Source organism: Parahaliea aestuarii, from assembly GCF_008064635.1.
GTDB classification, from domain to species: Bacteria; Pseudomonadota; Gammaproteobacteria; order Pseudomonadales; family Halieaceae; genus Parahaliea; species Parahaliea aestuarii.
Genome location: NZ_VRYZ01000010.1, coordinates 51,483 through 63,404, shown reverse-complemented (window position 1 = coordinate 63,404; position 11,922 = coordinate 51,483). Strand labels below are relative to the sequence as shown.

The window sequence follows — 11,922 nt, the reverse complement described above, 5'->3', positions numbered from 1 at the left end:
GGGTCAGCTAGTCGGTATCTTCAGCGTCTGTCCGACCAGGATACGGGTGTCGGACATGCCATTGGCGCTCTTCAGGTCGGTGATCGACACATTAAAACGCTGGGCGATGTCCGACAGTGTATCACCCCGGGCAATGGTGTACTGCTGGCCGCCCTGCTGTTTCTGCCAGGCCAGCAGGGTGCCCGCCGGCGGGTGCTGGCTGAACCAGTCGCGAATACCGGCGTGAATCGCCCGGGCCATCTGCTGCTGGTAGCTGCGGGTGGCGAGACGCCGGGCCTCGGCGGGGTTGGAGATAAAGCCAGTCTCCACGAGAATTGAAGGGATATCCGGGGATTTCAGCACGGCAAAGCCGGCCTGCTCCACGCTGCGCTTGTGCAGGCGGGCGATGCTGTCCATGCGCCCCAGCACCGAACCGCCCATCTTCAGGCTGGTATCGAGGGTAGACGTCATCGACAGGTCGGCCAGCACCCCGGCCAACACATCGTCCTTGTCGGACAGGTTGACCCCGCCGATCAGGTCGGCGGCGTTCTCACGCTGGGCCAGGTACTGGGCCGCGGTACTGGTGGCGCCCTTGGTGGAGAGGGCGTAGACCGAGGCGCCGTTGGCCTGCGGCCTGGTGAAGGCGTCGGCGTGGATGGAGACGAACAGGTCCGCCTGGCGCTGGCGGGCGAGGTCGCGGCGCCCCTTGAGGCTGACATAGTAATCGCCGCCGCGGATCAGGGTAGGCTTGAAGCCGGGTTCGCGCTCGAACAGAGCGTAGAGTTCCTTCGAGATCGCCAGCACCACGTCTTTTTCGCGCAGGCGGTTGGGCCCCAGCGCCCCCGGGTCCTCCCCGCCGTGACCTGCGTCGATAGCGACAATCAGATCCCGGCGGCCGCCGGCATCCACCTTTTTGGTGACCGGAGGAGGCTGGCTGACTGTGGCCGCGGTCAAATCATAGAGATCGAGTACCAGGCGGTCCCCGGCCTGCGCATTGGCCTTGAGGGCGAAACTGCGGGGTTTTACCCCGGCGCTCATGTCGAACACGACCCGCAGATCGCTGCCCTCGCGGATGCCGGAGCGAATCTTGCCGATGGGTGTGTCGTCGAGTTTCAGGCCGGACAGGCTGGCCTTGAGACGGACGTCGCTGATGTCCAGTACGATACGGGAGGGATTGTCGAGGGTGATGAGCTTGTGCTCGGCCGGACCAGAGAGGTCAAACACCACCCGGGTGTGATCCGGCGCGCGCCACAGACGCACGTCCTGCACCTCCGCCGCCCAGGCCGAGGTGGCCGCCAGCCAACACAGGATCGCGAAGATCCGGCACGCCCTGCCCATATCACTCCCAGACTTTGTCGTTGTTGGACTCAGGCGGCCTGTTGCCAGCGCCCCAGCACGGCATTCCCCAATGCCGAGTGGGCACGCACTTCCAGCCGGCGGCCCGAACCCGCTGCGCTTATGGTAATCCCAATGTCGGCCGGGGGCAAAACACCGCGGCCCCGGGCGGGCCACTCCACCAGGCACAGGGCAGCGCCATTGAAATAATCCCTCACCCCCATGAACTCCAGCTCTTCTGCATCACCAAGGCGGTAGAGATCAAAGTGATACACCTCCAGGGTCTCCAGCTGATAGGGCTCCACCAGGGTGTAGGTGGGGCTTTTCACCGCACCGGAATGACCGAGGCCCTGTACCAGGCCGCGACTGAAGGTGGTTTTCCCCATACCGAGGTCGCCCTCGAGATAGATCACCAGGCCCGGCTGCACGGCACCCGCCAGCGCGGCTCCCAGCTTCACCATCGCCGCTTCATCACCGGCCTCTACCTGCCAGGTGGCATCGCTCATCCCAGCAACTCCCGCATCGGCGCCAGCAGATCGCTGGCCAGCAGGCCGCGCTGGCCGGCACCGGCGGCGCTATCCGCCGCAGCACCGTGCAGGCACACCCCCAGCGCCGCGGCATCCAGAGGCGCAAGCCCCTGGGCCAGCAGCGCGGCGATCACCCCGCTCAGCACATCGCCCATGCCACCACTGGCCATCCCGGGATTGCCGTAATCGCTGAGCAGCAAGTGGCGGCCATCACAGATCAGGCTGCCCTTGCCTTTCAGTACCACGACACCACCGTAGCGGGCCTGCAGGGCCTGTACGGCGGCAAAGCGATCCGCCTGGATCGCCGCGGTGTCCGTGCCCAGTAGCCGGGCCGCCTCGCCGGGATGCGGCGTCAGCACCCAGTCCTGCCGCGGGAAGCGGACGCCACCGGCCCCGCCAGCCAACAGATTGAGGCCATCGGCATCCACTACCAATGTCTTGTCCTGCGCTTCGCAGGCCGCCTGATCGCAGGCCGCCTGATCGCAGGCCGCCTGGAATAACTGCTCAGACCAGCTGGACTGCCCCAGCCCCGGTCCGAGGGCGATCGCATCAACCGCTGCCAGCATGGGAGCCAGATCCTGCCCGCCGCGCACGCCGCGCGCCATGGCTTCGGGACAACGCGCCAGCAGGGCGGATACATGGCGCTCGCGCGTCGCCGCGCTGACCAGACCGGCGCCGCAGCGCAATGCGGCTTCCGCTGCCAGCAAGATGGCGCCGCCCATACCGTCATCGCCACCGACGACCACCACCCGGCCGCAGTCGCCTTTATGGGCGTCCGGTTTGCGCGCGGGCCACTGCGCCAACAGGCTGTACAGATCCAGGCGCTGAACCGCGGCCGGATTGGCCGCGAGACTCGCTCGCGGCACGCCGATAGTTGCGAGATGGATATCGCCACAGCAGGCGGGGCCGGCGCCGGTGTACAGCCCGCGCTTGGCCACAATAAAAGTTGCGGTGGCGTCCGCCTTTACCGCCGCCCCCAGCACCCGGCCACTGTCAGCGCAGAGGCCAGAGGGAATATCCAGGGCCAGTAGTGGCAGGCCCGCCGCGTTCATCGCCACAATCGCCTCGTACTGGGCTGGCCGGACTTCGCCGCCGAGGCCGGTGCCGAGCAGTGCATCCACCAGGACTCCCTCCGCGGCCAGGCAATCGCGGGCAAAGGGCGCCACCACCACGCCGTTGGCCAGTGCCTGTTCGCGGGCACGCAGGGCGTCGCCGGCGATACGCCCGGCATCGCCCACCTGCCAAACAGTCACCGGAAAACCGCGCTTGTGGGCAATATCCGCCAACAGGTAGCCGTCACCGCCGTTATTGCCAGTGCCGCAAACCACCTGGATGCGGCGCGGTTCAGGCCAGCGCTGCAGGAGCAGTTCCCAGGCCGCGGCCGCGGCCCGGGCCATCAGGATGCCACCGGCAATACCGCCTTTCTCAATGGCGTGGCGGTCGAGCGCGCGGGTCTGCGCTGCGCTGTAAAGTCCCTGCTGGGTGCTGTAGTCGAACATGGCTCTCTATCGCACTATCGCCCTTTGCGCGAAACATCTCGCCGGGGCTGCTGGCTCCCCGGCGCATGACATCGCGCCCGGTCTGTTAGAATCGGGACTCTTTGGCCCGCGAGCCGCCAGTATAGGCGCCAGCCCCTGTCCGTCACAGCCCGATGAGTGAACCCAGCCAGCAAACACCGCCCCTGACAGCAAGCCAGCAGCAAAGCCTGCTGCGGCTTATCCGCGCCTGGGCGGAAGAGCTCGGTTTCCAGCAGGTGGGGATCACCGACGTGGACCTTGGCGAACACCGCGACTACCTGCAGAAATGGCTGGACGCCGGCTATCACGGCAGCATGGACTACATGGCGCGCCACGGCGACAAGCGCAGTCGCCCCGAGCAACTGGTGCCCGATACCTGCCGGGTAATCAGCGTGCGCATGGACTACCACCTCGGCGACACCCAGCCGCTGGCGGTATTGAACAATCCACGGAAGGCCTATATCTCCCGCTACACCCTCGGCCGGGACTACCACAAGCTGATCCGCAAGCGCCTGGCCCAACTGGCCAGACGTATCGAGGCCGAGGCCGGCGGCGGCCACTACCGGGCCTTTGTCGACAGCGCGCCGGTGCTGGAGAGAGCCATCGCCGAGCGCGCCGGTCTCGGCTGGATCGCCAAGAACACCATGCTGATCAACGACAGGGCGGGGTCCTGGTTTTTCCTCGGCGAGATCTACACCGACCTGCCGCTGGCCACCAGCGAGCCCCGCACCAGCAAACACTGCGGCAGCTGCACCGCCTGCCTGGACATCTGCCCCACCCAGGCCTTTGTCGGCCCCTACCAGCTTGATGCCCGGCGCTGCATTTCCTATCTCACCATCGAGCACGATGGCCCCATCGACGAGGAACTGCGACCGCTGATGGGCAATCGCATCTTCGGCTGCGATGACTGCCAGCTGGTCTGCCCCTGGAACAAATTCGCCCAGCCCACCGGCGAGGATGACTTTCGCCCGCGCCACGGGCTGGAAGCCGCGGATCTGGTCGACCTGTTCTTATGGGATGAAGACACCTACCTGGCGCGCACGGAAGGCTCAGCCCTGCGCCGCATCGGACACGAGCGCTGGCTGCGGAACCTGGCGGTGGCACTGGGCAATGCGCCGAGCAGTGCCGCCCTGCTGGCGGCGCTGGCGTTGCGCCGCGGACATCCATCGGCGCTGGTGCGGGAACATGTGGAGTGGGCTATCGCCCGACACGAACCGGGCCCCGACTAGCGATTCGGGCCCTTGCCACCCTCGGTGCCGGAGCGGGTGCTGTCGATAAAAGTGGTCATACTCAGGGCATCGTGCTCCGCCCTGTTGCCGGTGATCCGCTCTTCCACACGGAAGATAATGTCGTGGAAGCGCACCTCGTCCTCGTTGTGCAGGCGGTGGCGCCCCTGTACCACCTTGCCGTTCACCACGGTGCCGTTGGACGAGCCCAGGTCCTCGATAAACAGCAGGTCGGACTCGATGTCGAGGCGGGCGTGGGTGCGCGACACATGGGGGCTGACCACCGCCACATCGCAATCGAGCGCCCGTCCCATGGTGATCGGCCGCGTTACCCCGAAGCTCAGGCCCGCCAGCGGACCGGTCTCGGCGGACAGCACCCAGTGAAATTCCGGGTGATCCTCGCCACGGCGAAAATAGGTGGAAACCGCCTTGCTGCGGCGATCATTGATGGGCTTGATGTTGGAAAGTACCCGGCGCTCGACAAAGGACGGGGTTTTTACAATGCCCTGCGGCGTGATCTGGAAAAACCAGGCCAGGGCAAAGGTCAGGGGAAACCCGAGCACCGCGCCAACCAGCAGGTAGCGCGAGGCTAACTCATCGTCGATGCCGAGGGCGGGGAAGAGGATATCCCCCACCTGCAGGGCGCCCCAGCACAGCACCACATAGAGAACGCAGGTACGTAGTACCTTGCGCCGCTTGAGTTCCCTGAAAAATGAATTGAGGCCATTAGCCATGGCGCTTTATCCCGTGGACAGAGGCCACCAACGCCCAATCATTGTCGATAAGTCCACGTTCTTCAAGCCTCCGTGCGCAGAAAGTGTTGGCGATAATAGCGCAGCTCCTCGATAGATTCGCGAATGTCATCCAGGGCGAGATGGGCGCCGCTCTTCTGGAACCCCCCCGTCAGATCCGGGCGCCAGCGCTGGGCCAGTATCTTCAGGGTACTGACATCGAGATTGCGGTAGTGAAAATAGCGCTCCAGTTGCGGTATGTGCCGCGCGAGAAAACGCCGGTCCTGGCAAATACTGTTGCCGCACATGGGGGAAGCACCCGCGGGCACCCACTGTTGCAGGAACTCGATGGTCTGCCGGCTCGCCTCTTCTTCATCGACGTGGCTGGCGCGCACACGCGCCACCAGGCCCGAGGCATTGTGGTGGCTGGTATTCCATTCATCCATCGCCGCCAGGCGCTCTTCGCTCTGTTTCAGCGCCAGTACCGGGCCTTCGGCCAGGGTGTTGAGGTCGCTGTCGGTCACTATGGTGGCGATTTCAATCACTGCATCTCGATCCGGGTCGAGACCGGTCATTTCCAGGTCGATCCAGATCAGGTTGGAGGGATTCTGCATGCCTGACTCCCTTTGTTTTCGCGCCAGTTTAACAAAACCCGGAGCGAATACTATTTGCGCCGCCCCCTGCCGGACGCCAATAATGCCGCAATGAGCAAACGCAAACTCACCCGGCGCCAGGCCTGGCGGGTCAACAAAATTCAGCAGGAGCGCGCCGAGCGCGCCAAGCGGCGCGAAGACACTGCCTCGGAGAGCCTGCAGGGCGGCAGCCTGGGAGCTGAACAGGAAGGCCTGGTGGTAGCCCACTTCGGCACCCAGGTCGAAGTGGAGTCAGGTGCCGGCGAACGCCGCCGCTGCCACCTGCGAGCCAATCTCGGCAGCCTGGTCACTGGCGACCGGGTCATCTGGTGCGAGGGCGACCCCACCGGTGTCGTTGTTGCCCAGCTGGACCGTAAAAGCGCACTGCTGCGACCGGACAACTTCGGCCAGCTGAAGCCGGTAGCCGCCAATATTGACCGTATTTTCGTGGTCATCGCCGCCCGGCCCGAGCCCCACGCCAACCTGATCGACCGCTACCTGGTGGCCAGCGAAGCGGTGGGCATCGAGCCGGTGCTGGTGCTGAACAAAGTGGATTTGCTGGACGGCGACGACGCACTGGCAGCCCAGCTGGACAGCCTGCTCACCCCCTACGCCAACCTCGGCTACCAGTTGCTGCGGGTGTGCGCCCGCGCCGGCGGCAGCGTTGCACTGGAGACAGCGCTGAACCAGCGCATCAGTATTTTTGTCGGTCAATCCGGCGTCGGCAAGTCGTCGCTGGTGAACAGCCTGCTGCCGGGGCTCGACCTGCGGGTTGGCGCCCTCTCGGAGTTAACCCACAAAGGTACCCACACCACCACCACCGCCCAGCTGTTTCACCTGCCCTGCGGCGGCAGCCTGATCGACTCCCCGGGGATTCGTGAATTCGGCCTGTGGCACATGAGCCGGGACCAGGTGGAGCAGGGTTTTCGCGAGTTTCGCCCCCACCTCGGTCACTGCCGCTTCCGCGACTGCCAGCACCAGCAGGAGCCCGGCTGCGCCATCCTCGACGCCGGGCAGAGCGGCGCAATCAGTCCGGCCCGCCTCGAAAGCTACCGCCGCATCATCGCCAGCCTGGAGGCGGACAGGTAGAGCGGGCTATCCTGCCAGCGCCTCGCCCAGTCGGGTCGGGGAGCCCGCCATATAGTGTTCCAGCCAGGCCGGTGCACCCTCGGGCAACAACAGAATCACGGTAGAGCCCAGCTTGAAGCGCCCCATCTCCTGGCCTTTGGCCAGTTCCACCGCCACGGGGGCCGCGACGTGATCCGTCTGCACCATTTGCCGGGGCGGCGGAGCCACCTGGCCCGCCCACACCGTTTCGATGCCGGCCACAATCATTGCCCCCACCAGCACCATCGCCATGGGGCCAAACTCGGTGTCGAAGTAGCACACCAGGCGCTCGTTGCGGGCAAACAGGCGATCGACGTTTTCCGCCGTGGTGTTATTGACGGAATACAGGTCACCTGGAATGTAACAGCTGGCGGTAAGGCGCCCAGCCAGGGGCATGTGCACGCGGTGGTAGTCGCGCGGCGACAGGTAGATGGTGGCAAAACGGCCGTTGCGGAACTGGGCCACGCGCTCGGCGTCGCCCCCCAGCAGTGCCCAGGTGGAGTAGTGGCGCCCCTTGGCCTGGAAAATACTGTGTTCGTTGACCGCCCCTATCTGGCTGATCGCACCGTCCGCCGGGCACACCAGCGGCGCCTCCGCCAGGGGGCGCGCACCATCCCGCAGGGCACGGGTGAAGAAAGCATTGAAATTGCCGTAGCGCTCCGGATCGGGTTCGGCGGCCTCGCCCATATCCACGTCGAAATGGGCGATAAAACGGCGGATCACCCAGTTCTTGAGCCACCGGGGCGAACGGCGTTCCGCCAGCCAGCCGACAAAGCGGGACAGCAGGTGCTGGGGAATGAGGTGCTGGAAAGCGATAAACAGGAAATCCATGGCGCGAGAGGCGTCCTTCTATTATTGGTTTCGATCAGATTGCGGCGCGGCGACGATTATCGCCCGGTGCTCAATGGGTGTCACCCCCGCATGGGCGGGGATGATTTGGGGCGGGGGACTGGCTACCGGGCAGGGGCTGAAACCCTGGCGGGGTGCGTTTCAACAGCAGCTAGAGATTTTCCTCCGCAAAGGCCGCCAGCCGCGAGCGCACAATACCGTTGACATGCATGATTCCCGCGTGGGGATAGGCCTTGCTCTTCTCCACCAGGTAGGTGAGCCCGGAGGTCAGGGGCGAGATGTACTTGTTGTCGATCTGCGCCAGGTTGCCGAGCACCACGATCTTGGAGTCGGCCCCCACCCGGCTGATCACACTCTTCAGCTGGAACTGGGTCAGGCCCTGGCTCTCGTCGATGATGATGTAGGCGTTGTTGAATGAGCGCCCGCGCATGAAGTTGAGGGACTTGAACTGGATGTTGGCGCGCTCCTTCACGTACTCGATGCTGCCGTTGCAGGACTCATCGGCGCCGTGGAGGATCTCCAGGTTGTCGTCGAAGGCGGCCAGCCAGGGCGCCATTTTCTCCTCCTCGGTGCCGGGCAGGAAGCCGATGTCTTCGGCAATGGGTGGTGTCGAGCGCGCCACAATCAGCTTGTTATAGCGCTTCTGCTCGAGGATGGCGTGCAGGCCATAGGCCAGCGCCAGCAGTGTCTTACCGGAGCCCGCGGGGCCGGTCATCACCGTCATGTCGACGTTGTCGTCCTCCAGCAGGGCCATGGCCATGGCCTGTTCCAGGTTGCGCGGCGTCAGCCCCCAGAAGCGCCGGTGCATGAGATTGTCGCGACTGTCGCAGCGCAGGTAGACATAGTCGCTGTCGATGCGCTTCACAAAGGCCATGAAGTCGTTGTCGTCGAACAGAAACATGTTGGGATAGGCCTGGGGCAGCGACTTGCGCGGCACCCGGTGCAGGGTACAGTCCCCCTCGCGCAGGGTGTCCACCTCGGAAATACCGGACCAGAAATCTCCCTCGAGGTGCTCGTAACCCTTGGCCAGCAGATCGATGTCGTCCAGCACCCGGTCGCGGCGGTAGTCCTCCACATGCAGCAGGCCGGAACCCTTGGCCTTGATGCGCATGTTGATGTCCTTGGTCACCAGGCACACGAACTCGCTGGGCCGCTCCGCCTGCAGGCGCAGGGCAACGTTGATGATGCGATTGTCGTTGGCCTGGTCCTGGGTGGCGTCGAGGAAGGGAATCTCCGAGCTGTCCGTCAGCAGCTGGTCGGGATAGATAGCCAGGGTTCCCAGCGGGCCATCCATCGCGCTGCCGGGCACTTCCACCCCGGCCTGGATTTCCTGCGGGGTTGCGGCATCCACCACCTTGTCGATCATCTGGATGGCGATACGGGCCTCGCGGCTGACGGTTTTGTCGTGGCGATCCTTGATGTGGTCGAGTTCCTCCAGCACGGTCATCGGGATGACGACACGGTGTTCGTTAAAAGCGGCAATAGCAGTGGGGTCGTGCAGCAGGACGTTCGTATCCAGAACGTAGGTTTTCTTGATAACGGGTTTCAGGTTCGATTTTTCTACACGCAGGGTGGAGCCTGAGTCCATGAAGGATTCCTCATACAGAAAGAGCCGGGAGTGGGTGCTTCGTGAACCGGCGACCGGAGCCGGGGCTGGAGTTCAAGGGAGGGGTAAACAGGGCTGCCGGGGCGCCGGGAACGGCGGAATTTGCTGGCCTGGCCCTGGGCCGAGGGCCGCCCGAGCAGGGAAAACTCTGGTGGGAATGACTCGCGCTGTAGGGGCGACTCCGGGCCGGAACAGGTGCAGCGGCCGGCCGGGGTCCGGAAATTCTTCAAAAGGCGCTTCCCGGATACTGTGCAGCGACGTTACCCCGATTATTAAGCCGGCCGCGCGCAACTGTCAACGCCCGCTGGCGGCAATCGTCGTAAAGCGCTCGCAATCACTGACAGGGCCACCCTTTTCCGCTAGGATAGCGCGCTTGTGCACCCACTTTGTAAGACGCTTTATTCGCAATGCTCAATCAGGACTCGCTCGCCCAGCTGAAGGGCCTCAAAACGCAGATGGAGGCCGATAAAGAGCGGGCCGAGGCGGTGGTAAAGGGCACCCAGGCCCGCTACGGCTTTGCTGTCCTGGATGACGGCCGCGAAATTTTCATTCCGCCCGATGAAATGCTCAAGGCCTTCCCCGAGGATCGGGTGCAGGTCTGTATCCGCCCCGCCCGTGACAACAAAACCGTCGCCGACATCGAAAAACTCCTCGACAGCCCGCTGAGCGAGTTCACCGGTCGCTGCGTGCGCAAGGGCAAGGCCTTCTTCGTACAACCCGACCTGCCCCAGCTCAAGCGCTGGCTGTTCATCCCTCCCCACGCCCGCAACGGCGTCAAGGAGGGGGATTACGTGCGCTGCGCCATCCTGCGCCACCCGATCCGGGACGGCAAACCCCAGGCCAAGATTCTCACGGTACTGGGCAACGACGACACCCCCGGCATCGAGAACCTCTACTGCATGACCAAGTACGGCCTGGCAACCGATTGGGGCCAGAGCGCTAAGAAGGACCTGGAAAGCTGCCTGGCAGCCGAGAGCCCGCTGGCCAGCGAGCAGCGCCGGGACCTGACGGCACTGGAATTCATTTCCATCGATGCCGCCAAGACCCAGGATATCGACGACGCCCTCTATGCAGAGGTCAGCAACGACGGCTGGACGCTCTATGTGGCGATCGCCGATCCCACCGCCTACATCGTCCCGGACTCACAACTGCACCGGGATGTGGCCGCCCGTGGCACCTCCGTCTACTTCCACGGCGACATCGTGCCGATGCTGCCGGAAGCCCTGTCCCAGGATACCTGCGCCCTGTCCGAGGGCGTGGATCGCCCGGCCCTGGTGTGCCGTATCGCGGTCAGCGACAGCGGCGAGGTGGGCGAGGCCGAATTCATGGTCGCCACCATTCGCTCCCGGGCCAAGCTGTCCTACTACGCAGTGGACCGCTACCTCAACGGCCAGGCCGACGAACTGATGAGCCACGCCAGCCCGCTGGAGGCCCTGTACCAGGTATACCGCGCCCTGCGCGCGCGGCGGGAAACCCTGGAACTGGTGATGGAAGACCGCCAGGAGTTTCGCTGGGTGCTGGGCGACGACAAACAGATCGACCACATTGAGCCCTACGAGAAACTGCTGTCGCAGAAGCTGGTGGAAGAGTGCATGGTGGCCACCAACCGCTGCGCCGCCCATTTCCTGGCGGAGTGCGGCGCCCCCGGCCCCTTCGTGCGCCACGCCGGCTTCCGCAGTGACCGCCTGGACGAGACGCGTAAATTCCTCGCCATGCACGCCCCGGAAGTCGCGGATCTCGACCCCGCCACCAAGTCCGGCTACCGCACCATTATGCGCGCCCTCGGCGCCAGTGGCAGTGAACTGCCCCTGCGCGGCATGGTCAACCGCCTGCTGACCCGGGCAGAACTTGGCACCGAGCCGGGTCTGCACATGGGGATGGCGCTGGACGTCTACACCAACTGCACCTCGCCACTGCGCAAGTACATGGATTTCCTGGTACACCTGCAGATCAAGGCCATCCTCGGCGGAGAAGGCCCCGCCAGCACCGACCCGGAGGAGTTGGCTCGCCTGCGCGAGAAACTGCTCAATGCCCGCAGCGCCACCGCGGAAGCGGAACGCTGGCTGGCCAGCCGCTACCTACAGCGGCTGGTCGACGCAGAGCCGGGGCGCACCTTCCGCGCCACAGTGGCCCACATCAACAGCAGCGGCTTTACGGTACGTCTGGAGGACAACGGTCTGGAGGGCTTCGTTGACCTGCGCAAGGATCCGGAAAAGTTCAGCTACGACAAGTGGACCGCCAGCCTCACCAGCACTACCCGGCGCTTTCAGCTGGAGCAATCGGTGGAAGTGTGTTTCAGCGGCGCCGACCCGGAAGGTGGCTTTGTCAGCCTGTTCTCCCTGGCGGAGGGCTGCGGCCTGAAGCCGCCTAAGGAGAAGAAGGAACAGGAACAGGGGGCAGATTGACCCCCGCG

At 64.7% G+C, this 11,922-nt stretch carries 10 protein-coding genes; 3 read left to right on the top strand and 7 right to left on the bottom strand.

Annotated elements, in window-relative coordinates:
- Positions 1-3: 3 nt before the first annotated feature.
- Genes FVW59_RS18660 through FVW59_RS18650 form a run of 3 tightly spaced genes read right to left on the bottom strand, consistent with a single transcriptional unit; the run spans position 4 to position 3,340 of the window.
- Positions 4-1,317, bottom strand: a complete 1,314-nt coding sequence (locus tag FVW59_RS18660; RefSeq protein ID WP_148065896.1) for an N-acetylmuramoyl-L-alanine amidase — start codon at positions 1,315-1,317, stop codon at positions 4-6.
- Between the two features lie 29 nt (positions 1,318-1,346).
- A complete protein-coding gene (gene tsaE / locus FVW59_RS18655) occupies positions 1,347-1,820 on the bottom strand; it encodes a tRNA (adenosine(37)-N6)-threonylcarbamoyltransferase complex ATPase subunit type 1 TsaE (protein ID WP_148065895.1) in 474 nt (157 codons plus the stop codon).
- Positions 1,817-3,340, bottom strand: coding sequence for an NAD(P)H-hydrate dehydratase (locus FVW59_RS18650; protein ID WP_148065894.1), 1,524 nt, complete (start codon positions 3,338-3,340; stop codon positions 1,817-1,819). Before FVW59_RS18650 ends, tsaE begins: the two co-directional genes overlap by 4 nt.
- A gap of 152 nt (positions 3,341-3,492) precedes the next feature.
- Here FVW59_RS18650 and queG point away from each other — a divergent pair, with 152 nt between their 5' ends.
- Entirely contained in the window at positions 3,493-4,587 is a 1,095-nt protein-coding gene (gene queG, locus FVW59_RS18645) for a tRNA epoxyqueuosine(34) reductase QueG (RefSeq protein WP_148065893.1), read from the top strand.
- Here the strand turns inward: queG and FVW59_RS18640 are convergent.
- Both FVW59_RS18640 and orn read right to left on the bottom strand, forming a co-directional pair.
- Positions 4,584-5,318 carry an FHA domain-containing protein gene (locus FVW59_RS18640; RefSeq protein WP_148065892.1) on the bottom strand — a complete coding sequence of 245 codons (735 nt, stop codon included), beginning with the start codon at positions 5,316-5,318 and terminating at the stop codon, positions 4,584-4,586. The two genes, queG and FVW59_RS18640, sit on opposite strands and share 4 nt — an antisense overlap.
- 62 nt (positions 5,319-5,380) lie before the next feature.
- Positions 5,381-5,929 carry an oligoribonuclease gene (gene orn / locus FVW59_RS18635; RefSeq protein WP_148065891.1) on the bottom strand — a complete coding sequence of 183 codons (549 nt, stop codon included), beginning with the start codon at positions 5,927-5,929 and terminating at the stop codon, positions 5,381-5,383.
- Between the two features lie 90 nt (positions 5,930-6,019).
- On the opposite strand from orn, the gene rsgA reads away from it, so the two are divergent.
- Positions 6,020-7,036, top strand: coding sequence for a small ribosomal subunit biogenesis GTPase RsgA (gene rsgA, locus FVW59_RS18630; protein WP_148065890.1), 1,017 nt, complete (start codon positions 6,020-6,022; stop codon positions 7,034-7,036).
- A 6-nt stretch (positions 7,037-7,042) separates the two neighbouring features.
- On the opposite strand, the gene asd is transcribed toward rsgA, so the two are convergent.
- Together asd and FVW59_RS18620 are read right to left on the bottom strand one after the other, a co-directional pair.
- The gene (gene asd / locus FVW59_RS18625; RefSeq protein ID WP_148065889.1) at positions 7,043-7,885 is read right to left on the bottom strand and encodes an archaetidylserine decarboxylase; all 843 of its coding nucleotides are present in this window, start codon (positions 7,883-7,885) and stop codon (positions 7,043-7,045) included.
- A 169-nt stretch (positions 7,886-8,054) separates the two neighbouring features.
- Positions 8,055-9,491, bottom strand: coding sequence for a PhoH family protein (locus FVW59_RS18620; protein WP_148065888.1), 1,437 nt, complete (start codon positions 9,489-9,491; stop codon positions 8,055-8,057).
- Positions 9,492-9,916: 425 nt separating this feature from the next.
- Here FVW59_RS18620 and FVW59_RS18615 point away from each other — a divergent pair, with 425 nt between their 5' ends.
- Positions 9,917-11,914 carry a ribonuclease R family protein gene (locus FVW59_RS18615; protein WP_148065887.1) on the top strand — a complete coding sequence of 666 codons (1,998 nt, stop codon included), beginning with the start codon at positions 9,917-9,919 and terminating at the stop codon, positions 11,912-11,914.
- The last annotated feature ends 8 nt before the right edge of the window (positions 11,915-11,922 follow it).